The organism is Parendozoicomonas callyspongiae, assembly GCF_023502345.1.
GTDB classification, from domain to species: domain Bacteria; phylum Pseudomonadota; class Gammaproteobacteria; order Pseudomonadales; family Endozoicomonadaceae; genus Sansalvadorimonas; species Sansalvadorimonas callyspongiae.
Genome location: NZ_JAMFLX010000008.1, coordinates 25,803 through 47,744, shown reverse-complemented (window position 1 = coordinate 47,744; position 21,942 = coordinate 25,803). Strand labels below are relative to the sequence as shown.

Here is a 21,942-nt window from a genome sequence, read left to right as displayed (position 1 = left end):
TGATCAGTGCGTCAGGCAGTTGTCATTGTGAAATCAGCCGGATAAGGCCTCCGAAATAATAGCGCAGATTTTTTCCATACCTGTCTGAAGCATGGACTGCATGGCCGCCATGGTGATTTCCTGGTCAGATTTCCCCGCAGCGCGATTGACAGCCAGAGTAATGACCGAATATTTGATACCAGCCTCCCGCGCCAATACCGCCTCAGGCATGCCGGTCATACCGACAATATCGCATCCATCCTTTTCCATACGCCGGATTTCCGCCGCTGTTTCCAATCTTGGCCCCTGGGTACATCCATAAACCCCGCCAGGTTCTGCGGGAATATCGAGTTGCATGGCTGCTTTATGGAGAGCATCCCTCAACCCTGGATCATAAGGATGAGTAAAATCGATAAAAACCGGATGTTCTGACCCTTCAAAGAAAGTGGTTTTTCGTCCCCAGGAGTAATCAATAATCTGGTCAGGGATACAGATCACGCCTGTATCCATTCTTTGCGAAATACCACCAACAGCATTGACCGCAATAATGTGCCCTACTCCAGCATCCTTGAGGGCCTGAATATTGGCTCTGTAGTTGATACAGTGAGGAGGCATATTGTAACCAGCGCCGTGTCTTGTCAGAAATACTATCTCAGCACCCTTCAGAACCCCGTATACCAAAGGTGCAGACACATCTCCCCAGCGGTTGGAGACTGATTCCTGTGACTTAACCTCTAATCCACTTAATCGGGTTAAACCTGTTCCACCGATAACTGCAGTAAGCATGATGCATCCTGTTCCGGGATATTCCTGAAACCAGATTCCTACTTATCTGGCTGATCAAATAAGGGCGCTTCGGGAAGATTAATGGTCTGCGTGGGATAGGCAACGTCTGCCCCATGGCGATGGATGATTGCCAGAACATCAAGAAGAACCTGTTCTTTCTCAATATGAAACTGGGACCAGTCACAGGTTTTGGTAAAACAGTAGATAAAAAAGTCCAGGGATGAGGGTCCATAGGTGTTGAAGTTCACCATCAGGATTTTACTATGATCAATGGCCGGACTGTTTTTCAGGTAACTACGTACATCTTCGAGAATTTCGGGCAAACGAGCCGCATCGCTATACCTCAGACCCACCGTCTCCTTGATACGACGATTCTGCATTCTGGACGGATTTTCAACAGAGATATTACTGAACGTGGCATTGGGCACATAAAGAGGACGTTTATCGAAAGTACGAATGCGAGTCTGGCGCCAGCCTATATACTCGACAGTTCCTTCAATATTTTTATCTGGAGAACGAATCCAGTCCCCCACACTGAAGGGCCGGTCAAAGTAAATCATCATTCCGCCAAAAAAGTTGGCCAGCATATCCTTGGCAGCAAAACCAACGGCAATACCACCAATCCCGCCGAAAGCCAGCACCCCGGACAGGCTGTATCCCATGGTCTGTAACACAACCAGTATCGTGGTTATTATCACCACCGCTCTCAAAAGCTTGCTGATCGCCATGGCTGTCGTGGTATCAATCCGCCCGGTAGCTTCAACAGGCTTGGCAATCACCTGTCGCTCTACCCTGCGAATAAAGCGAATAAAGAACCAGCTGACAACGATAACAACAACCAGATCATTTATTGCCGTTAATCCATTGATTATGGGGGCTCCGGATACCTGCCTGAGGATATCCATAACCCACAGCAGACCTGCCAGCCAGACAAGTGCCAGGACAGGCTTTCTGGCAGCATGGAGCAGAGCGTCATCCCAGAGATTCCGGGTCTTTGCAAAACCCTTTTCTAAACGGTTTGATACCAGGTGAACAAACAGGTGCACCATTGCGGCTAACAGCAACACCAGAAACACCTGAAAAACCCAACTGTTCTGCTGGATTAACCAATTTTTTAGAGACTCAAACAATTCCATGGTGACTTCTCCCTACACCGTCACTCTACTTGCTTGATATTCTGGTGATCATTTCGATAGCTGACTGGCGACGCTCAGATTTTTCTAACTCATCCCAGGTGATTGAAGAACAACCTCTCATAGGCGCAAGGTGAGACTGTCTGCTTTGCTCATTGAGATCATATCCTTCAAAAGCTTCAACCACCTTGCGGGCTTCACCTGGATTATTGCAGACAAGAACCAGATCACACCCTGCATCCATTGCTTTTTCTGCCCTCTGTACAACAGTGCCACCGATACTGGCACCAGCCATAGAGAGACAGTCACTAAAGACAGCTCCCTGAAAACCCATCTCATCCCTCAGAACAGTCTTTAACCAGTATTTGGAAAAGCCAGCAGCCTGCTGGTCAATAGATGGGAACTGCACATGGGCAGGCATAACAGCATCAAGACCATTGCCAATGAGCTTTCTATAAGGCTTCAAGTCTTCTTCAACTTCACTCAGTTCCCGTGCATCAACCGGTAAGGCAATATGTGAATCTGCGCCCACACCTCCATGACCAGGGAAATGTTTGCCTATAGATGCCATGCCGCCTTCATGAAGACCCTCAATAAAAGCCTTGGCCATCACGGCAATCTCATCAGGGTTTTGCGAAAAACCACGGTCACCAATGACTCGACTGATGCCCCGATCAAGGTCAAGAACTGGGGAAAGGCCCAAATCTATCCCGGTCGCCGCAAGTTCAGAGGCAACCAGCCAGCCTGTCTCAGTCAATGCCGCAAGAGCCTTGTCCGGCTCATCCTTATAGAGTTTTCCATAAGCGCCCATGGACGGAATGCGGGTAAAACCACCTTCCCGAAAACGCTGAACTCGGCCCCCTTCATGGTCAGTCATTATCAGAAGGTTGGAATCAACACTGCGAATATCACTCACCAGCTTTACAAGCTGCTGGCGACTCTGGAAATTACGGGCAAATATAATGACACCAGCAACAGCTGGACGCTCAAAAAGCCTGGCTTCATCTTCGGTTAAATGAGTGCCTTTCAGATCAAGAACCAGAATTCCCTGTTTCATGGAATAAATACCAGAATTTTGAAGCGACAGACTGATGTTGGCGACCAATGCCCCTATCGTCAATGGTAGCCGGAGGATTTCTGCAGGAGATTTACTTTTTGTTTAGAAGAGGAGACCTGAATCTACCATGCCCCTGGCATGATTTATTCAGGACAAACTTTTCGACATTCTCCAGGAAAGACATTTTCAGGAATACGCCTGAAGTCAGGCGAGCCAGCATTTTGACAGCAATTCCAGCTTATGGAAGCATTGCTGTTCTCAAAACTTCCAAGGAAGATAATCGCATGATCGGATGTCCATAAATCATAGAAATTCTGTGGATAGACATGCATGGCCTGATTACCGAGAGAAGTCTCATAATATTCCTGGTGTATTCAGAATTTATCGCAACCACCTGGTTCGATATCATCCCGCCATTGTAAGTATTCCGTGAACCCCTAGCCCCCCGCCACCGGATTAGGTAACCATCTGAGGATAACCAGAGGGAGTAAAGAGGGCCAGAATACTCTTCACATGCAATCAAGAAGAGAATTTAAAGGTGAATATTGACCTTGGTTCCATACCCAGCAAGGGGGAACAGTTCCACAACATCATCGCAGTTCATTCTGATACATCCATGAGATAGTGGCACACCCAAAGGCTCACAGTCAGGAGTACCATGTATATAGATGTAGCGACGTTGAGTATCGACAGATCCAAATCGATTGAATCCAGGCTCACAACCACAAAGCCAAAGTATCCGGCCAAGAACCCAATCTCTGCCTGGCTGCTGGGCATGCAGATCCTGAGTCCAGACTTCACCTGTAGTTCGCCGCCCCTGCAATACAGCCCGGGGGGCTAAACCATAACCAATACAAGCCCGGATATAGTGCTGCCCCAATGGGGTCTGGTAGCTGCCACTTTCCTGACCTGTACCTTTCAAACCAGTCGAAACTGGCCATTCTCTATGGATGTCTCCATTATTGAATGACAGAAGCTGCCGAGTGATATCCACACTGATTGGCATAATAGTTAGTCCTTGGTGGAGAAGTCCATATCCTTGGGAGCACGCATACCAGAAACAAGGAAAGGTCCCAGACGATGCAGCGTATCTTCAACTGTAGTTGTTACACCATAGTCCTCATCAGAAATAGCATTTAAAGCATCAAACCCAGACATGGTGAAGATTACAGATCCCATCATAAAGTTAATGCGCCAATACAGCTCCTGCATGGGAAGATCAGGAGCGGCATCCATTACCAGCTGCATATAGCGGGAAAATACCGATCCATAGGTTTGCTTAAGATGGTGGCGTAAATGCCCCTGTGTTTGGTTAAAAGCCAAAGCCAGCAACTTCATAAAGACCTTTATATCATTTTCGCCTCGAGGCTTGACCTTCATAGCCCCTTGACCCAGAAGAGCGACCAGTTTTTCCAAACCGGGAGTCATGCCAGATGACTCATAATGATCAAGCTCTGCTTCAATACCGGCAACAAAGGAATCAAGAAAACGGGTAAACACAGCTTGAATCAGGACCTTTTTCGAACCAAAGTGGTAGTTCACTGCGGCAAGGTTTACTCCGGCCTGACTGGTAATGGTTCGAAGAGATGTTTCTGCGAAGCCTTTTTCTGCAAATAAAGCTTCTGCTGCATCAAGTATCCGCTCTACAGTATCCGATTGTGCCATTCATACTCCTAACCAGTGAAATCCATACAGGTGTTTCAAACATCCGTTTATAAAAACACGTTATGTACAAACTTTCCACTCCCGACCCACTTCAGGCAAATGGTTCTGGCTGAATTCTTTACTTATCAAGATTTCATGGCAGCTGTTCTTGCAGGCTGAAATAAACTGTATATAATCACAGGTACTGTATAAAAACACAGATTACTCATCCATGATCAAGCTCACCCCAAGACAGTCCGAAATTCTGGATTTCATCAAAGATCATATTGATGACACCGGCTTTCCACCTACACGTGCGGAAATTGCAAGGCAACTGGGATTCCGTTCACCCAACGCTGCCGAAGATCACCTGAAAGCTCTGGCTCGCAAAGGTGCCATTGAAATCATTCCTGGTACATCCCGGGGTATTCGCATTCCCGCTGGCAGTGAAAGCAAAAATGATGAACAGGGCCTGCCCGTAATCGGTCAGGTTGCTGCCGGTGCCCCCATTTTGGCTCAAGAGCATATTGACTCCCATTGCCAGTTAAACCCGGATTTTTTTCATCCAAAGGCAGACTACCTGCTCAAGGTTTGTGGTATGAGCATGAAGAACATCGGCATTCTGGATGGCGACCTGCTGGCTGTCCACAAAACGACAGATGTTCATAATGGCCAGGTTGTAGTTGCCCGCATTGACGAAGAAGTCACCGTAAAACGATTTGAACGTAAGAAAAATATGGTGTGGCTGCACCCTGAAAATGAAGACTTTGAGCCTATCGTGGTAGATCTGACCCAGGAACACCTGGAAATTGAAGGTCTGAGTGTTGGTGTTATCCGTCACTGATTCATTTTCAGGAGGAAATGAACATGCATAGTTTCAGCCAAAATGCATTTCCATTCAGCCAGAAATCTGAGTCATCTCCAGATACAGGAGAGGACATTATGGTGGAAGAGCGCATCAGTGAGGTTATCCTGCCCTCTCTCGGCTTCAGTATGGCAGCCCTGATCGCTCCTATGCTGACTCAACTCAGCCGCAGCCAGGATCTGCGCTGGCTCACTTTGATCTGTACAACCTCACAAGCTACGGACATTGCTCAGTGGCTAAAAACCACAGGTGTTGTCATCAACAAATTGCTTCTACTGTCTGCCGAAGATAGCGAAGGATGCCTTGAACTTGGAAAAAAAGCACTGGCAGCAGGAACCAGCCACACTGTCGTTACCTGGCTAAACCCATTCACTACGAGCGCCCTCGCCCAGCTGGAGAATGCAGCCCAATCTGGAAATAGCGCCGGCATCGTCATCAGACAGCGCAAGGCTCATTAGACAAGAGCCTTGCTGTAATTATCTATCACATGCGGCCTTTCTGTTCACCACTCCTGCAGCTGGCCACGAATATCCTGAACAAGCTTCTGCAGGGATTGCAGATAATCCCCTTCACTTCCAACACAGCTCTGGCCAGTTCTGCTTGAAGCAATTAAATTGTGAAAAGCGTTATCAGAGTCTTGCTCTTCAATATGAAGGGTTTGCTCATAATCATTGAGCAAAACACCCAACCAGCCATGCTCTTTCAGATTCTTAACCTGCTGGAAACTTCCAGAAAGCACTTTCTCGTGTGCAAGTAGCCGCTCAGCCTCTTCAAAAGTAACCGGTTGCTGCGGACGCATTAAACATCCTTCAAGAATCTCCGCCAGCAAACCAGAAACAGCACAAGCACAGTGAAATAAAAAGCCCTCACGAAATCCCTGGCGAGTAATTCCTTCAGTATCAACTGCCGCCAGCCAGCTAACACGAGCCATCATCAGTTTTTTATTTGTATATTCAACAAACTGCCGGGACATATTCACCCCCTTAATGAATACGAGGCCAGATTACTCCAGTCAAAACAAAACAGCCACACAGATTTACCTGCGTGGCTGTTCTATGCCTGCAAAAGAAAGTTACTTTTTCTTTTTGCGTTTATCCCGAATATCCCAGGCACCATCAACAAAGAATGCCTGCCAGCCTGTAGCCTTACCGGCTTCTTCTGACATCACATATTGCTGTTTGGTCTTACGGCTGTAGCGCACCATAGTTGGATTGCCATCTGGGTCTTCAACAGGAGCTGACATCAGGAAGTTATATTTCGGATCGATCTCTGACTTATGAGGTAACAGCTCCTTGACCAGCGGCGCCCGGGTTTCCCGGTTTTTTGGAAACTGGCTGGCCGCCAGGAAAAGGCCTGATGCCCCATCACGAAGCACATAGTGATCATCAACCTTCAGGCAGTTCAGCTCCGGCATGGATACAGGATCCATTTTGGGAGGCGCAGCTTCACCACTTTTCAACAGCTTACGGGTATTTTTGCAACCCTCGGACGTACAGCCAAAGTACTTACCAAAACGGCCAGACTTGAGCTGCATATCTGCACCACACTTATCGCACTCGATAACAGGCCCTTCATAACCCTTGATTTTAAACTGGCCTTTTTCAACTTCATACCCGGCACAATCTGGGTTGTTACCACAGATATGAATCTTGCGACTCTCATCAAGCAGATAACTCTCCATCGCAGTGCCGCAGATATTGCAGCGATGCATGGCGCGCAGAGCGTTTACTTCCGCATCTTCGTCATCAGCATTGATGGCCTCATCACCGGGCACCAGGTTCATGGTCTTCTTGCAGCGCTCCTTGGGAGGCAGTGCATAACCTGAACAGCCAAGGAAAACTCCGGTACTGGCGGTTCGTATCTGCATGGGACGGTTACAGTCAGTGCAGGGAATATCGGTCATCACAGGCTCATTGGCCCGCATACCACCCTCTTTCTGCTCCGCAGCCTGCAGCTTGTTATTGAATCCCTGGTAGAACTCATTCAGGAGTTTTTTCCAGTCAAACTCACCATTGGCCACATCATCGAGACTTTCTTCCATGCGGGCTGTGAAGTTGAAATCCAGAAGATCCTGGAAATTTTCCACCAGACGGTCGGTAACAATGTCTCCCATCTTTTCCGCATAGAAACGACGGTTTTTCAGGGTGACATAACCACGATCTTGGATTGTGGAAATAATAGAGGCATAGGTCGAAGGACGGCCAATACCTTTCTTTTCCAGCTCACGAACCAGAGCCGCTTCTGAGAAACGGGCAGGAGGCTTGGTAAACAGCTGACGGGGATCCAGTACATCAAGATCAAGAGACTGTCCCTGGCTCATATCCGGCAGAATAATATCTTCCGCCTTACCAGCCACTGGTGGCAGCACCCTGGTGAAACCATCAAATTTCAGGGTACGACCGCGTGTTTTCAGCTCAAAGTCACCCGCTTCAACTACAACGGATGTGCTGAGATAACGGGCAGGGGGCATTTGGCAGGCTACGAACTGACGCCAAATCAACTCATACAGTCGCTCTGCGTCACGCTCCATGCCTTTCAGCTTTACTGGCTCCATATTTACATCAGAAGGACGAATCGCTTCGTGGGCTTCCTGAGCGCCATCCTTGCTGGAGTAAACATTTGGATTCTCGGGCAGGTACTTGTCCCCGAACTGGTCACCGATATAGTCACGAACAGCCGTTACTGCTTCGCCACTCAGGTTGGTGGAATCAGTACGCATATAAGTGATATGACCAGCTTCATAAAGGCGCTGTGCCATAGTCATGGTCTTCTTAACAGAAAAACCAAGACGGGTGCTGGCGGCCTGCTGAAGGGTGGAAGTAATAAAAGGTGCAGGTGACTTGGTTGTAGTCGGCTTGTCATCACGGCGAAGAACCTTGTAACCGGCACTTTGCAGAAGAGAAACCGCTGTATCTGCATCCTTGCCATTCGTTGGGCGGAATTTCTGACCGCCCTGCTTCTCAACCTGGAACCGGACTTTATCACCTGAGCCTGCTTTCAGGTCAGCATAGATTTCCCAGAACTCTTCAGGGACAAACTTCCTGATCTCTCTTTCGCGTTCCACTATCAGGCGGACGGCAACTGACTGCACACGACCGGCAGACAAACCACGGGCAATCTTTGCCCACAGCAGTGGTGAAACCATATAACCCACTACACGATCAAGAAAACGGCGGGCCTGCTGGGCATTGACCCTGTCGATATTCAGCTCACCGGGGTCTTTGAAGGCTTCATTGATCGCGGTCTTGGTAATTTCGTTAAAGGTTACCCGACGGTAATCAGAAACACCTTCCCCGATAGTCTGCTGCAGATGCCACGCGATTGCTTCCCCTTCGCGGTCCAAATCCGTTGCCAGATAAACAGTCGGCGCGTTTTCAGCCAGACGACGCAGTTCATCGACGACTTTTTCCTTACCTGGCAGAACTTCATATTGCGCCTGCCAGTTATTTTCAGGGTCGACACCCATCCGCTCTATCAGCTGCTTGCGGGCCTTCTCCTTCTTACGCTGTTCGCGCACCTCAGGAGAAAGCTTGCGGGATTCAGCTGCAGCTTTGGCCCTGGCTTTGGCATCGACGGGCTTGCGCTGACCACTGCCACTGACCGGGAGATCCCGAATATGTCCAACACTGGATTTAACGACATATTCCTTACCCAGGTACTTATTGATGGTTTTCGCCTTGGCTGGCGATTCCACAATGACCAGTGATTTACCCATATACGCTTAGCTCACATCCTGTATTTTTACTCACCCGGGCAAGTGTCCGAGGAGAGTATTCGCAAATTTGGACAACTATATATTTTTTACCGCACCTGTGGTCAAGGTTCTTTTACCGCAGATTCGGTGTGAATTCGTTAAAACGGTTATTTTATAGGCGATTTATACCATCTATTACCTATCTCGCCATCGTTTAAGCGTTACATGCCTGACTGGAAACCGAATATCCACCCTGCAGGCATCTTTCATTCATCAGATTGGCACCAGTTCCAGAAACTGTAAAACCAATTCTTTCACTTGATCAGGGCATGCCATTTACACCGTCCCGGTAAAGCTCTCTTTTTTTAATAAATACAGAGAGTCGACACCACTTTTCAAGAACAATTATGAAATATGACTTTTCTATTGATGTCACTCATAGCTTTAACAGGCGTTATTTAACAAATATTCGGATAGATAAGAGTCATAACTCAAGTCCGAGAGACGCAAAGATAAGTTATATGAAATCAGTCAGTTGAAAGACTTTCGTGATCATGGAACTCACCACACAAAGCAAAATAACAACGGTCACACGGTTAAGCCAGATCTGGGCTTTCATGGAAGCCAACTGACTGGAAAAGAATTTCCCTACAAGCCTGATGCGCAACAGGTCTATCCCGGAAGTCTGTGACAAACTTGACGTGGCCTTTCAGGATAGGGTGGAGCCTCACGGCTCCACTCCTCCCACAACACCCAGCTTATGGGTCCGTACTGGGCGTTTCGGTCAGTTGAGCGTCTACTACTACCACAAACATGGTAATAACAGGGTCAGTGATACGAGACTACTGCTCATAGCACCCGCCGGGCTTTCGTAATCTCACAGTGCCGATACAATCTCAGCTCTCATAGCCTCACAGATTCCGGTTCCGCCTTCTCCGCTTGATATGAGCACCAGTGTTCACTGGTATTTATCTGCGTCCGATGTATCGAAAAGTAAAAACTACTCACCACTCTGTACCGTTCAAGCCTTCGCTGACCAAGGTCAACCACTATGCCGTCTGCTGACTTCTGTATGGCGATCAGGTCACCTTACGATGACCTCATTCTGAAATATCAGACACCACACAGATCTCCCGGGGTAAGCCACACCGCCTTCACTGCACAACTGCCGGATCTACTGTCTGAATGTCCGGATGAGTATGGGACTCCGTCATCATCTGGCTGGACAGGGGAATTTTACCCCCAAGCTGTGCAACATGCCCGGCACACCAAAAGAGCCACTCGCTCTTAAGCGAGTGGCATTAGTCTTCACAGTCCGGGTTTTTTATATCTCATGATAGCTAGCTAGTAAGTTCGCGGCTCCATTTCCAGTTCTACCTGGAAACGCTCCAGAACAGCCTGTTTGATATTCTCCGCCAGTTCGAGAATATCCCGCCCCGATGCCCCACCACGATTAACCAGCACAAGAGCCTGATGTTCGTAAACACCTGCACCATTGTCCTGAGCCAGCCCGCGAAAGCCACAGCGATCAATCAACCAGCCGGCAGCCAGCTTCCAAAGCCCTTCACCGGCAGGATAGGCAACCAGATCTGGCTCTCTTGAGCTGAGTTCCTGATAGAGCTGTTCATTGATAACCGGATTTTTGAAAAAGCTTCCTGCATTGCCAACCATCTCAGGATCAGGAAGCTTCTCTTCCCGAATACGACAAATGGTGTCACTAACAAGCCTTCCTGTTACAGCATCGGTTCCAGCAGCCTTAAGCACTTCTTTCTGAAGGTGTCCATATCCCAGGCAAGGTTGAAACTCGCGACTTAGCGCAAATGTGACAGAAGTAATAATGAAACGGTCCAGGCACTCGCCCTTGAAAACAGAATCCCGATAACCGAAAGAGCACTCTTCAGCTCCCATGACCACAATTTGACCCGTCTGAATATCAAGCCCTTCCAGGCTATGAAAAACATCCTTGATCTCGACACCATAGGCACCAATATTCTGAATCGGTGCAGCACCAACACAGCCTGGAATCAAGCTCAGATTTTCAAGCCCATAAGCATTCTGCTGCAGAGTCCATCGCACCAGTTGGTGCCAGTTTTCACCAGCCCCAGTTTTAACCAGGATTTGATTACTCTCTTCATTTACTTTGAGAACCTGACGTCCGATTATTCTGATCAGAATAACCAGTCCATCATAATCACCAGCTAAAACAACGTTACTTCCCCCGCCAAGCGGAAAAACGGCAACCTGTTGCAATCTGGCCCACTGCAGTGCGGCCTGAAGCTCTTCAAGACTATGCACTTCAGCAAAGAATCGTGCTGATACTGACAGCCCCATGGTATTCAGCGATTTAAGGTCAATATTTTCCTTAAGCCACTGAGGTTTTTGTATCTCACTCACAGCTCACCATCCTGGATACGGGCAACCAGATTATCCGAAGCCTGTTCCACCAGGCTGATCACATAAGAAAAGCCTTCCGCACCACCGTAATAAGGATCTGGAACTTCTTGTTCAGTTGCGACATGCCCAAAGGGGAGGAACAGCTTTATCTTGTCTTTCAGATGATCAGGACAATAATCCAGAAGATCCTGATAATTGCTGTTATCCATTGCCAGAATTAAAGAAAACTCGTCAAAATCGTTTTCATTAACCTGCCGGGCACGTAGAGCGGAAAGATCATATCCCTGCTTTTTGGCAGCAGCGACTGAGCGCTTATCAGGTGCTTTGCCAATATGCCAGGCTGCGGTGCCTGCTGAATCAATAAAGACCCGATCCCCCAACCCTGCATCAATGATTTTCTGCTGCAGAACCCCATGAGCTGTTGGTGATCGACAGATATTCCCAATGCAGACCAGTAAAATTTTTATCACTCAGCGGTTTCTCCAACCCGGCGGGCAGCAAAGACTTCGCGCACTCTTTCCAGATCTTCCTGGGTGTCCACACCAGCCGGAGGCATTTCACAGGCTTCAGCCACATGGATACGGGCACCGTTCCAGAGGACACGCAACTGCTCAAGGCGCTCTGTGACTTCAAGTGGCGATTCACCCCAGGTCACAAACTGATTGAGCAGCCCGACCTTGTAGCCATAAATACCCAGATGACGCTGGATCAGATTATTCTCAGGGAGCTTTTCTTTGGAGACTGCAAACTGATCTCGATCCCAGGGGATGGTCGCACGACTGAAATAGAGAGCCAGCCCGTTCTTGTCAGAGACTACTTTGACCGCATTCGGATCAAACAACTCTTCCGGACTGGCAACCGGGTGAGACAAGGTGGAAACAGATGCTTCCGGGCAGGCTTTCAGGTTTTCCGCCACCTGATCAATCACGGCAGGAGGAATCAGAGGCTCATCCCCCTGCACATTCACAACAATATGTTCATCTGCCAGTTGCAGGCGGCTGACCACTTCCTGAAGACGGTCAGTACCGGTTGGGTGATCCGGGCTGGTCATACAAACTTCTGCCCCAAAACGAACAGCTACACCCTGCACGCGCTCATCATCTGTGGCGATAATCACCCTGTCGGCACCACTCAGGCAGGCCTGTTCATAAACATGCTGGATCATGGGTTTGCCGCCAATATCGGCAAGCGGCTTGCCCGGCAGACGCATTGAGGCGTACCGGGCAGGTATTACAACAGTAAATGACATGTGTCCGTTTTCTCAGAGGCGCTCATCTGTAGTCAGGGTACGGGCTTCGGGTTCCAGCATCACCGGAATACCATCCCGCACTGGGAAAGCCAGGCCGCAGGGACGGCAAATCAGTTCCTGCTTATCCTGCTCGTTCTTGAGATCACCCTTGCATAAAGGGCAGGCAAGAATTTCAAACAGCTTCTTGTCCATGAGAATACCCGCTTACCTATGTGTTCCAAGTGTTAATAAGTACTGGCTGGTTGTTCAGTTACCCAGCAAAAATCAGGTCAGATAATTTTCAGGCACCATGACCCAAAGCAGAAAGACGCGCCAGCAAACTCTCCCAAAACGGCTCTGGTAAAACGGCCTCAATGGCCAGATACCACCAGTTAGCCTGGGCAAAAGATCGGCACTTGATCGCATCCTTGCCGGTCATTATAACGGCACGCTGATCCCTGAACGACAGATCATCCTCATCATAAGCATGATGATCAGCAAAAGGGTGGCGATCAACCTCAAAACCGCAGCTTTCCAGACTGGAGAAAAACCGTTCAGGGTTACCGATCCCTGCCACACCATGAACTCGTCGCTCCTGCCACAGCCAATCAAGTGGACGAACTTCACCACCGGCAACAGGAATATACCCGGTGTTTTCCAGCTTCATTAACGTGCTTTCAAAATCAATAGCCTGTTCAATCTGGCCATTGCTGATTATGTAATCAACTGAATTTAAGCGATCAGTCGGTTCCCGCAGAGGGCCGGCAGGCAGACAGCGACCATTACCCAGCCCTCGCCTGCCATCAATAACAACAATTTCAATATCACGATGAAGCTTGTAATGCTGCAGTCCGTCATCGCTGATAACCAGATTGCAGCCTGTCTGCTGCAACAGAAACCGGACACCCTCAGCCCGGTCGGGAGAAACCACCACAGGGACACCGGTTAAATCAGCCAGCATAACCGGCTCATCTCCGCACTCCATGGGCAAATCAAGCCGGGTTACCAGACGCGGTGTCTGCGCCGCATCGGCTTTGTAACCGCGGCTGATAATACCTGGTCGATACCCTGCCTCTCGCAGACGACGAACCATAGCAGCAACCAGCGGAGTTTTCCCGGTGCCTCCCACCGTGATATTTCCTACCACGATAACCGGCACAGGTGGCTTCCATGGTGGATCACCCTGGAAAGCTTGCAGGCGCCTTTTGGCCTCCCTGGATACCAGGGCTGACAGTGGTGAAAGGGCCGACATAAAAGGAGTGAGCCTGTGCTGGTACCAGGATCGGGTAATACTTTCAGAGAGCACAGTTTTCAATCTTGAAGAAATACTGCAGGAAGCCATTATTTGGTCTCTGGCTCCCTGGTGGCGATACTTAACTTGACAAAGCCCGCCTGGCCAACTGCTTCCATGGCAACCACAACAGCCTCATGGGGAGTCTGGGCATCAGCGGAGATTATCAGCGGAATGGTATTATCACCACCTGACGCACGTTCAATAGCAGACTTGATCACTTCGACGCTGTTTCCTTCAATGACCTGCCCACCGATGGCATAACTGCCAGCCTCACTGATTTCCAGGGTAATATCCCGAGACTGAGCAGCCACTACTTCTCCAGCCGCTTCAGGAAGATCAATTTCGAGACGGGTTTCCTTGGTAAAGGTGGTGGACACCATAAAGAAAATCAGCAGCAGAAACACCACATCAATCAGCGGTGTCATGTTAATAGACACTTCCTGGGCTGGCTGACGCCTGAACTTCATGCCTTGTCACCTTCGGTGAATTCCACTTTGCGCTCACCCTGAACAACTTCGACCAGCCTGGTGGCATCCTGCTCCATGGCAACAACCAGATCATCAACCCTGCGTACCAGATAGCGATGGAAAATCAATGATGGAATGGCAACACTTAAACCTGTCGCGGTGGTAATCAGTGCCTTGGAAATACCACCAGCCAGGATCGCCGCATTACCACTGCCTTCCAACATAATCACGGTAAAAACATCAATCATCCCGATAACCGTACCCAGCAAACCCAGCAAGGGTGCAATAGCGGCAATGGTGCCCAAAGCTGTTAGATAACGTTCCAGATCATGGATAATCTTGCTGGCGGTTTCATCAATGCTTTCTTTCATAATCTCCCGGCCATGTCGGGCATTGGCCAGTCCGGCTGCCAGCAGCTCGCCGAGAGGAGAATTTTTTCGTAACTCACGCAACCGTTCATTATTGAGGTTGCCTTCCTTGAACCATTTCCAGACTTTAGGCAGTAGGTTACGCGGCGCGACCTTCTCCCTTCGTAAGGACCACAGGCGTTCAATAACAATAGCCATAGCCAAAACGGAGCAGAGAATAATGGGCAGCATCAGCCAGCCACCCGCTTTAATCAGTTCTAACACCTGCTGAAGTTCCTCCGTTAGATAGCCATAAACAAGCTCCCTTGCCCTATAAAAACGGCACTAATGCTTGTTTAAGGTTTCAATCAGCAAAATACAAGGAATTGGATGGCTTCAACTTTACCATATCGAAAGATGCAGTCTACTGAACCCGGTCACAGTTCTGCATAGTTGTGCCATCAAGGAGCTTTCTTTTCCACCAGCCCCAACCATTTCCACGGCTACAAACCGGCTCCAGTGACTTTCCCAGCAGATAAACCTGACTTCCAGTCTGGGCTGTATTCAACACCCTGATTTTTCGGAATTCCAACCGGGTAATGACATCAGAAGATGGATGGTGAAATCGATTACTGTAACCGGATGATATTGATGCATAGTCGGGCTTTACTGCTTCCAGAAACTGCTCAGAAGAAGATGTTCGGCTGCCATGATGAGGAACCAGAAAGATTTCACTCTTCAGGTTGGTTCCATATTTATCGACAAGCTGTTTTTCCCGCCTTGAAGAAATATCACCAGTAAGAAGCGCACAATTGGATTGAGAGCAGATACGCAGGACGCACGACCTGTCATTGGAACTTATATTGCCATCGGGAAGTGCATGAAGAAACTCGAAACCAACGCCATCCCACCTCCAGGGTTTTCGATCATAGCACGAGGAAGCACTGGGAAAGGCATCATATGGAATCTCTGAAAGAACCACTTCAGCATCAGGACTGAAACGCGAAAGGCTTTCCAGACCGCCAATATGATCACGGTCCCCGTGTGATACCACAATACGATCCAGTGACCGAATCCGGTGACGTCTTAACCAGGGGAGAAGCACAGCATCAGCTGCGGTAAAACCTGAGGGAAACCGGTCTCCGGTATCGTAAACAAGTGTGTGCTTCTGCGTCTGAACCACAATTGCCAGCCCCTGGCCAACATCCATAACAGCGACTTCCGCTGTTCCATAGTCTGGCCGGTCAACTTTGGGCCATAACCATGGCAGCAGACAGCAAAATCCCAGCCATCGCCACCCGAGTCCTGAAGGTGCCAGCATTATCGCAATACCGACAATAGCGGCAATAAGATCAAGACCGGTTGGAGGAGGCAGCCAGAACACCTGACCCAGATATTCCACGCTCCACTGCAGAACGAACTTCCAGATTTCCAACAAATGGCCTGCAACGCTCAACAGCCACAGTCCAGCGCTTTGAAAGAGAGCCGATACAGCTAGACTTGCCAGCATCAACGGAACAACAATCCCTCCAACCAGCGGAATGGAAACCAGATTAACCAATGGCGATAACAGACTGACCGGCTGCTGAAAACCCGCCAGAACAGGAGCAAGAGCAACAGCAATCACAAATTGGGCCATTATCAACTGTTGGACCCCATTGCGTCCTTTACGATGGGAAAACATATAGAGCAAAACAGAAACAGCCAGAAATGACAGCCAGAACCCTGAGGACGTTCCAGCAAGAGGATCAATCAGCAATACAGAAATCAGGGCGACAAGAAGAACCGTTACAATTGGCAGCCTGAAACCAAGGAGCAGACTTCCTACACCCGCTGTCAGCATAACCAAAGCCCGCTGCACAGGCAGGCCAAAGCCGGCAAGTGCTCCGTAGATAAGTGCCAGAATCAATCCACAAACAGAGGCAAATGAACTCAAAGGGATATGGTTTAGAGGCAATAACCCCAGAAGCCCGAAACCTCTCATTAATACCCATCCGACCATTGCAACCAACGATACGTGCAATCCGGAGATCACTAAAAGGTGAATGGTTCCGGTATCTCGAAAAAGCTGCCAGTCATCTGAAGTGAGGCCCCTGGTATCGCCCAGGAGAAGTGCTTTTACCAATCCAGAAAAAGAAACAGAGAGATTTTCTGTTAACCAGTTGCTTATCGGAGCTCTTATTCCAGCAGCCAAGGATGTTTTTGCATCACCCAACATTTCATTTTGCGGGGATTGCCGGACATACCCGGTGGCAATAATATTCTGTCGCATTAACCAGGCCTGATAGTCCCGAACGCCTGGGCTGACAAAACCGTTGGGGCGTTTCAGTCGAATACATAACTTCCACTTTTGGCCTGCGAGGCCATCAGGGGCATCATGCCAGTTAAGGGAAATATTACCGGAAGGCTTTTGACCTGATGGGACTTGAAAGATAAACCGGGTTGAACCTCCGCTTTCAGAAGGCAAACTGATCACCGATCCCGACAGCAGCAGGTCTTTTCCTGTCAGTTCAGCATCAACCCAGCTGTGAAATCTGCTCTGCCCTTGCCAAAAGCCATACACCATTCCTAACATCAGCGCTGCAGGCACCATAAAATACGGGAACCTGAACGCCGATAACAGTGTCATAAACAGAGAAAGCATCCCTGCAGGCCAGAGCCAGTGCGGGTCGGGAGCAACCGGGGAAAAGGATGCTGAGAGGATACCGACACTAATACCGGCAAGTATCTGCCACATATGGAGAAAACACCGAATTCAGGGCATACTAAGCGCCCTTCGAGCTGGCTTCGCCAGACCACCTGCTTTCGGAAGTTCTCCCTGGCATTTGCCATAGTCATAGCTTTATGAAACAGCTATGGAATTAGCAGTTGCGGCGGCCGCTCAGATCAACCTGTCTCGGGCACAGGATAATGTATGAACTTTAAAGGAATACAGCCTAGTATATCGGCATGGCAAGGAAACTGATTCAAAAGCTATTACCAGATCCTGCAGTGATAAGAGAGAACAAATCCCTGCAGTTTCTTGGAGAACATCTGCTTGATCCCAACCTCTGGCACCTGAACAGGCGCTCGGCCGCACTGGCATTTTTTGTCGGCGTCTTTGTCTGCTTTATTCCCATGCCATTTCAGATGGTACTGGCAGCTTTTCTTGCTCTTCTCGTTCGCTGCAACCTGCCACTGTCCGTGGCCCTTGTTTGGATATCCAACCCTGTCACCATGCCGGTGATGTTCTATTTCACCTATAAGATAGGGTGTTACATCCTGCAGACACCGGTCAGCAGTGAAGAGTTCCATATGAATCTGCAGTGGCTTCATCATGAAATTGGCCGTATCTGGATGCCTCTTTATGCAGGCTCCCTGATTACCGGTCTGGTGGTAGCGACACTCAGCTATTTCGGCATCAGACTGTTCTGGCGCTGGCATATCATTCGCTCATGGAAGCAGCGCAAAAAGAGAAAAGCGAATCCCTAGTTTTTCCTCTTTCCGGGATAAAACACCTTAATTTTTTACTTGCAGGTGGAGATTGTTAATCAGGACATCTTCACCTTATCGATTATTCCGTACCAGCCAGCCTGCTTTTCTTTTGCAAAATCTCTTTACGAAGAGAATCAGAAGGTATATTGGTATGGGTAACTGAACCACCACAAGAATCAAGAGTGCATCATGAATAGAAGTAATCGTGGCTTCAGCCGCCGTAAACCAAAGCATCAGGGCCGTGGCAAGCTGGAAGCTGTTGTCACTGACGGTCCTCACAGTGACTGGCTGGGAATGCCGGATTACTACATCCACACCCTGACTGTGGAAGGCGAAGATTACAAATATCTGAGTGCAGAGAAAGCACTGGATGTAAATGTTGGCGATCTGGTCTGCTTCCGCTATTCCGAAACAACCAAGGAAAAGCGTATTGATAAGCGCTCACTGGGTATTGCAATTGATCCGGCAACGCTCAACCTCTAATAAGAGATTCGTTACCAGAATCAAACAGCCATGAGAGGAATCACGGCTGTTTGATTGCACACTTAACCCACAGAGCTAACCCTCGACCAACTGCCCTTCTCTCAGCTGAAAAACCCTGTCCATCTTGGCGGCCAGAACGGGATCATGGGTCACCACAACAAACGAAGTATCAACCTGTTCGGCCAGTTCGAGCATCAACTGGTGAATCCGTTCGCCGGTATGAAGATCCAGGTTTCCCGTCGGCTCATCCATCAGCACAAGTGAAGGCTGTCCAACCAGCGAGCGGGCAATAGCGACCCTCTGACGTTCGCCACCGGACAGCTCCGAGGGCTTATGATGGATCCGCTGCTCAAGACCGACCGTTTTCAGAATGTCCTCGGCTCTAGATCTTGCTTCTGAAACTGCACACTCCCTGCGCAGCAGCAGTGGCATGCAAACATTCTCCAAGGCCGTAAATTCCGGCAGAAGATGGTGAAACTGATACACAAAGCCGAGATGGCGGTTGCGAAGCTGCCCCCGCTCATTTTCATTCAGAGCTGCCATATCCTGACTACAGATTGAAACACTGCCACTGGAGGCTGAATCCAGTCCGGCCAGCATATTGAGCAAGGTGGTCTTGCCGGAGCCGGAACTGCCGACAATCGCAATTCGTTCGCCCTTGCTGACCTGAAAATCTATACTATCAAGCACCGTCAGATGCTCAGGGCCTTCATCATAAACCTTGGTCAGGCCATTGCAGGACAATACAACATTACTCATAGCGCAGTGCCTCCGCAGGCTGAATGCGGGATGCCCGCCAGGATGGGTAAAGCGTTGCCAGGAAACTCAACCCGATACTGGCCACACAGATCATGGCCACATCGCTCCACAGCAGTTGCGAAGGCAGATAACTGATAAAGTAAACATCGGGACTCAGGAAGTGAATACCCAGCAGTTTTTCAATCCAGGCGACGATTTCAGGAACATTCAGGGCTGCAAGAACCCCAAGAACTGCACCAGCCAGTGTTCCCACTACCCCGATAACAGCACCCTGCACCATAAACACACCCATGATGGTACGCGGAGAAGCGCCAAAGGTTCTAAGAATGGCGATATCTGCCTGTTTATCGGTCACCACCATAACCAGGGTCGCCACAATATTAAATGCCGCCACTGCGATAATCAGAGTCAGCAGCAGGCCGACCATGGTTTTTTCCATCTGGATAGCCTGGAATAAACGCCCCTGGGTTCGGGTCCAGTCACTGATATAGTATTGTCCTGGCAGCTGCATGGCGGCTTCCCAGGCCAGCCTTGGGGCTTCAAACAGATCCCGCATTTTCAGGCGAATTCCTTCCACACCTTCCTTATAACGCATAAAGCGGCCGGCATCAGTTAAATGGATATAAGCCAGGGTACTATCCAGTTCCGCGCCTACAGCAAAGGTGCCAACTACACGGAAACGTTTCATTCGGGGAAACACACCGGCAGGATTAACCGCTGCATCCGGCAGCACAATTGTGACCTGGTCACCCACGGCGACACCCAAAGAACGAGCCAGGATATCTCCGAGCACAATATCAAACTTGCCCGGCTCCAGCTTGTCCAGTGAACCGGCAGCCATATGCTCAGGAAGGATGGAGACATTTCTTTCCAGTTTGGGATCAATACCATAAATCATGGCACCCTTGACCTGGCCACGGCTGGTCATCAATCCCTGGGCTTCTATAAATGGAGCAGACGCTTCAATACCGGGAATAGCTTCAACTGTTTTACTGAGGTCTTTCCAGTCAGTCAGTTCACCATAAGCTGCTGTGATAGTCGCATGGGGAACCATTCCCAGAATGCGCTGACGCAGTTCACGGTCAAACCCGTTCATCACCGACAGCACAATAATCAGAACCATAACACCCAGCACCAGTCCCGCCATGGAGGTGCCGGATATAAACGAAATAAAGTGATTTCTTCTTTTGGCGCGGGTATACCGCAGACCGATAAAGAACGGCAGGGGCCTGAACATCCAGTAGTCCTGTCCTGACAAAAAAAGAAAATATTATGCCATAAATGAAAAAATCAGTCTTTGTTAACAGCACCGATAGATCCATAAACCACCGCCCTTCAGGTAAATTGCACTATTTCAGTGCTTTCTTGTTGCAACATGCACCCAATGAGCCCGCTTTTGTTGTTATCGTGTAGCATTCAGCTTGTAGCGCACCAGCTCGCAGCATTGGGTCGAAAAATCGCCCTGATTTAAGGCAATTACTATGCCTGATGTGATTTGATTCCCTGAGCAGTGAAACAGGAACCCATTCACCAGGCGCAAATCAAAGGTTTCCTTTCCCGTACAGGAGACGCATAATCACCCGCCTTCATTTACCAGCAGTCATACCTCCCTATGCGCCTTGATAAATTCCTGTGCCAATGCACCGGCCTGTCCCGAACTGATGCCAAAAAAATCCTGCACAAAGGAGAAGTCACCTGCGATGGCGTAATAGTGAAAAATCCGGGATTTAAGGTTGCTGAAAACACAAGGGTCGTCATGCGAGGCAAACCGTTGAACCACAGCGGACCGCGTTACATCATGCTTAACAAACCTATAGATACTGTCTCTTCCAATACCGGAGAAGCAAACTACCCATCGATCCTGGAGCTGCTGGATATTCCTAATGCAGAAAAGCTGATGATTGCCGGACGTCTGGATGCGGATACCACCGGACTGGTGCTGTTAACCGATGATGGTCAATGGTGCCATCGCATTACATCTCCGAAAAAGGCTTGTGGCAAGCGCTACCGGGTCTGGCTCGCTGACAAAATTGACACTTCAGCAGTAAACACTTTTGCAGATGGCATCCTGTTAAGAAGCGAAAGCAAAAAGACCCTTCCAGCCCAGCTTGAAATCATTTCCGACAGCGAAGTACTTCTAACGATTACCGAAGGCAAATATCATCAGATAAAGCGCATGTTTGCAGCCATTGGTAATAAGGTCGTGAGTCTTCACAGAGAACAGGTTGGTGCCATTGAACTTGACCCGGTACTGAATGAAGGTGAGTGGCGGGAGCTGACAGAAGAGGAAATCTCCAGCATATAATTTCCCTCTCTATACTGCCTGTCAGTTTCTTTA

The 21,942-nt window shown here is 49.1% G+C and carries 22 protein-coding genes; 5 read left to right on the top strand and 17 right to left on the bottom strand.

Annotated features, from left to right (window positions below; all coding sequences use genetic code 11):
• Nucleotides 1–33: 33 nt before the first annotated feature.
• From M3P05_RS07620 to M3P05_RS07600, 5 genes are all read right to left on the bottom strand, one after another.
• The gene (locus tag M3P05_RS07620) at nt 34–765 is read right to left on the bottom strand and encodes an S-methyl-5'-thioinosine phosphorylase (RefSeq protein WP_249698900.1); all 732 of its coding nucleotides are present in this window, start codon (nt 763–765) and stop codon (nt 34–36) included.
• 38 nt (nt 766–803) lie between these two features.
• Nucleotides 804–1,901 (bottom strand): mechanosensitive ion channel family protein, encoded by a 1,098-nt coding sequence (locus tag M3P05_RS07615; RefSeq protein WP_249698899.1) that lies wholly within the window; start codon nt 1,899–1,901, stop codon nt 804–806.
• A gap of 25 nt (nt 1,902–1,926) precedes the next feature.
• On the bottom strand, nt 1,927–2,955 hold the full coding sequence (gene nagZ, locus M3P05_RS07610; protein ID WP_249698898.1) for a beta-N-acetylhexosaminidase: 1,029 nt from the start codon (nt 2,953–2,955) through the stop codon (nt 1,927–1,929).
• Nucleotides 2,956–3,487: 532 nt separating this feature from the next.
• Nucleotides 3,488–3,961 carry a L,D-transpeptidase gene (locus M3P05_RS07605; RefSeq protein ID WP_249698897.1) on the bottom strand — a complete coding sequence of 158 codons (474 nt, stop codon included), beginning with the start codon at nt 3,959–3,961 and terminating at the stop codon, nt 3,488–3,490.
• 5 nt (nt 3,962–3,966) lie between these two features.
• A complete protein-coding gene (locus M3P05_RS07600; protein ID WP_249698895.1) occupies nt 3,967–4,620 on the bottom strand; it encodes a TetR/AcrR family transcriptional regulator in 654 nt (217 codons plus the stop codon).
• Between the two features lie 211 nt (nt 4,621–4,831).
• Between M3P05_RS07600 and lexA the strand changes: the two genes are divergently transcribed.
• Nucleotides 4,832–5,443 (top strand): transcriptional repressor LexA, encoded by a 612-nt coding sequence (gene lexA, locus M3P05_RS07595; RefSeq protein WP_249698894.1) that lies wholly within the window; start codon nt 4,832–4,834, stop codon nt 5,441–5,443.
• Nucleotides 5,444–5,466: 23 nt separating this feature from the next.
• Nucleotides 5,467–5,922, top strand: a complete 456-nt coding sequence (locus M3P05_RS07590) for a cell division inhibitor SulA (protein WP_249698892.1) — start codon at nt 5,467–5,469, stop codon at nt 5,920–5,922.
• Nucleotides 5,923–5,966: 44 nt separating this feature from the next.
• Here M3P05_RS07590 and M3P05_RS07585 read toward each other — a convergent pair whose 3' ends face one another.
• The 10 genes from M3P05_RS07585 to M3P05_RS07540 form a co-directional block, all read right to left on the bottom strand.
• Nucleotides 5,967–6,437 carry a DUF6586 family protein gene (locus M3P05_RS07585; RefSeq protein ID WP_249698891.1) on the bottom strand — a complete coding sequence of 157 codons (471 nt, stop codon included), beginning with the start codon at nt 6,435–6,437 and terminating at the stop codon, nt 5,967–5,969.
• 99 nt (nt 6,438–6,536) lie between these two features.
• Complete coding sequence (topA, locus tag M3P05_RS07580; protein ID WP_249698890.1) at nt 6,537–9,179, bottom strand: type I DNA topoisomerase; 2,643 nt, start codon at nt 9,177–9,179, stop codon at nt 6,537–6,539.
• 1,323 nt (nt 9,180–10,502) lie between these two features.
• Nucleotides 10,503–11,552 (bottom strand): UDP-N-acetylmuramate dehydrogenase, encoded by a 1,050-nt coding sequence (murB, locus tag M3P05_RS07575; protein WP_249698889.1) that lies wholly within the window; start codon nt 11,550–11,552, stop codon nt 10,503–10,505.
• Nucleotides 11,549–12,022 carry a low molecular weight protein-tyrosine-phosphatase gene (locus M3P05_RS07570; protein WP_249698888.1) on the bottom strand — a complete coding sequence of 158 codons (474 nt, stop codon included), beginning with the start codon at nt 12,020–12,022 and terminating at the stop codon, nt 11,549–11,551. Before M3P05_RS07570 ends, murB begins: the two co-directional genes overlap by 4 nt.
• Nucleotides 12,019–12,801: a 3-deoxy-manno-octulosonate cytidylyltransferase gene (gene kdsB, locus M3P05_RS07565; protein ID WP_249698887.1), complete on the bottom strand. Its 783-nt coding sequence runs from the start codon at nt 12,799–12,801 to the stop codon at nt 12,019–12,021. Before kdsB ends, M3P05_RS07570 begins: the two co-directional genes overlap by 4 nt.
• Nucleotides 12,802–12,813: 12 nt before the next feature.
• On the bottom strand, nt 12,814–12,993 hold the full coding sequence (locus M3P05_RS07560; protein WP_249698886.1) for a Trm112 family protein: 180 nt from the start codon (nt 12,991–12,993) through the stop codon (nt 12,814–12,816).
• 88 nt (nt 12,994–13,081) lie between these two features.
• Complete coding sequence (gene lpxK, locus M3P05_RS07555) at nt 13,082–14,122, bottom strand: tetraacyldisaccharide 4'-kinase (RefSeq protein ID WP_249698885.1); 1,041 nt, start codon at nt 14,120–14,122, stop codon at nt 13,082–13,084.
• Nucleotides 14,122–14,541 (bottom strand): ExbD/TolR family protein, encoded by a 420-nt coding sequence (locus M3P05_RS07550; protein WP_249698884.1) that lies wholly within the window; start codon nt 14,539–14,541, stop codon nt 14,122–14,124. Before M3P05_RS07550 ends, lpxK begins: the two co-directional genes overlap by 1 nt.
• A complete protein-coding gene (locus M3P05_RS07545; RefSeq protein ID WP_249698883.1) occupies nt 14,538–15,173 on the bottom strand; it encodes a MotA/TolQ/ExbB proton channel family protein in 636 nt (211 codons plus the stop codon). Before M3P05_RS07545 ends, M3P05_RS07550 begins: the two co-directional genes overlap by 4 nt.
• Before the next feature lie 139 nt (nt 15,174–15,312).
• Nucleotides 15,313–17,625 (bottom strand): DNA internalization-related competence protein ComEC/Rec2, encoded by a 2,313-nt coding sequence (locus M3P05_RS07540; RefSeq protein WP_249698881.1) that lies wholly within the window; start codon nt 17,623–17,625, stop codon nt 15,313–15,315.
• A gap of 212 nt (nt 17,626–17,837) precedes the next feature.
• Here M3P05_RS07540 and M3P05_RS07535 point away from each other — a divergent pair, with 212 nt between their 5' ends.
• Together M3P05_RS07535 and M3P05_RS07530 are read left to right on the top strand one after the other, a co-directional pair.
• Nucleotides 17,838–18,359: a DUF2062 domain-containing protein gene (locus M3P05_RS07535; RefSeq protein WP_249698880.1), complete on the top strand. Its 522-nt coding sequence runs from the start codon at nt 17,838–17,840 to the stop codon at nt 18,357–18,359.
• A 192-nt stretch (nt 18,360–18,551) separates the two neighbouring features.
• Entirely contained in the window at nt 18,552–18,845 is a 294-nt protein-coding gene (locus M3P05_RS07530) for a hypothetical protein (protein ID WP_249698879.1), read from the top strand.
• A gap of 75 nt (nt 18,846–18,920) precedes the next feature.
• On the opposite strand, the gene lolD is transcribed toward M3P05_RS07530, so the two are convergent.
• Complete coding sequence (gene lolD, locus M3P05_RS07525) at nt 18,921–19,604, bottom strand: lipoprotein-releasing ABC transporter ATP-binding protein LolD (RefSeq protein WP_249698878.1); 684 nt, start codon at nt 19,602–19,604, stop codon at nt 18,921–18,923.
• Nucleotides 19,597–20,841, bottom strand: a complete 1,245-nt coding sequence (locus M3P05_RS07520) for a lipoprotein-releasing ABC transporter permease subunit (RefSeq protein ID WP_249698877.1) — start codon at nt 20,839–20,841, stop codon at nt 19,597–19,599. Before M3P05_RS07520 ends, lolD begins: the two co-directional genes overlap by 8 nt.
• A gap of 375 nt (nt 20,842–21,216) precedes the next feature.
• Between M3P05_RS07520 and rsuA the strand changes: the two genes are divergently transcribed.
• Nucleotides 21,217–21,909 (top strand): 16S rRNA pseudouridine(516) synthase RsuA, encoded by a 693-nt coding sequence (rsuA, locus tag M3P05_RS07515; protein ID WP_249698876.1) that lies wholly within the window; start codon nt 21,217–21,219, stop codon nt 21,907–21,909.
• Nucleotides 21,910–21,942: the final 33 nt, after the last annotated feature.

Bases quoted from the DNA above. Each gene is read 5' to 3' on its own strand.
- M3P05_RS07620 (WP_249698900.1), bottom strand. From the start codon at position 765: ATGCTTACTGCAGTTATCGGTGGAACAGGTTTAACCCGATTAAGTGGA.
- M3P05_RS07615 (WP_249698899.1), bottom strand. From the start codon at position 1,901: ATGGAATTGTTTGAGTCTCTAAAAAATTGGTTAATCCAGCAGAACAGT.
- nagZ (WP_249698898.1), bottom strand. From the start codon at position 2,955: ATGAAACAGGGAATTCTGGTTCTTGATCTGAAAGGCACTCATTTAACC.
- M3P05_RS07605 (WP_249698897.1), bottom strand. From the start codon at position 3,961: ATGCCAATCAGTGTGGATATCACTCGGCAGCTTCTGTCATTCAATAAT.
- M3P05_RS07600 (WP_249698895.1), bottom strand. From the start codon at position 4,620: ATGGCACAATCGGATACTGTAGAGCGGATACTTGATGCAGCAGAAGCT.
- lexA (WP_249698894.1), top strand. From the start codon at position 4,832: ATGATCAAGCTCACCCCAAGACAGTCCGAAATTCTGGATTTCATCAAA.
- M3P05_RS07590 (WP_249698892.1), top strand. From the start codon at position 5,467: ATGCATAGTTTCAGCCAAAATGCATTTCCATTCAGCCAGAAATCTGAG.
- M3P05_RS07585 (WP_249698891.1), bottom strand. From the start codon at position 6,437: ATGTCCCGGCAGTTTGTTGAATATACAAATAAAAAACTGATGATGGCT.
- topA (WP_249698890.1), bottom strand. From the start codon at position 9,179: ATGGGTAAATCACTGGTCATTGTGGAATCGCCAGCCAAGGCGAAAACC.
- kdsB (WP_249698887.1), bottom strand. From the start codon at position 12,801: ATGTCATTTACTGTTGTAATACCTGCCCGGTACGCCTCAATGCGTCTG.
- M3P05_RS07560 (WP_249698886.1), bottom strand. From the start codon at position 12,993: ATGGACAAGAAGCTGTTTGAAATTCTTGCCTGCCCTTTATGCAAGGGT.
- lpxK (WP_249698885.1), bottom strand. From the start codon at position 14,122: ATGGCTTCCTGCAGTATTTCTTCAAGATTGAAAACTGTGCTCTCTGAA.
- M3P05_RS07550 (WP_249698884.1), bottom strand. From the start codon at position 14,541: ATGAAGTTCAGGCGTCAGCCAGCCCAGGAAGTGTCTATTAACATGACA.
- M3P05_RS07540 (WP_249698881.1), bottom strand. From the start codon at position 17,625: ATGTGGCAGATACTTGCCGGTATTAGTGTCGGTATCCTCTCAGCATCC.
- M3P05_RS07535 (WP_249698880.1), top strand. From the start codon at position 17,838: ATGGCAAGGAAACTGATTCAAAAGCTATTACCAGATCCTGCAGTGATA.
- M3P05_RS07530 (WP_249698879.1), top strand. From the start codon at position 18,552: ATGAATAGAAGTAATCGTGGCTTCAGCCGCCGTAAACCAAAGCATCAG.
- lolD (WP_249698878.1), bottom strand. From the start codon at position 19,604: ATGAGTAATGTTGTATTGTCCTGCAATGGCCTGACCAAGGTTTATGAT.
- M3P05_RS07520 (WP_249698877.1), bottom strand. From the start codon at position 20,841: ATGTTCAGGCCCCTGCCGTTCTTTATCGGTCTGCGGTATACCCGCGCC.
- rsuA (WP_249698876.1), top strand. From the start codon at position 21,217: ATGCGCCTTGATAAATTCCTGTGCCAATGCACCGGCCTGTCCCGAACT.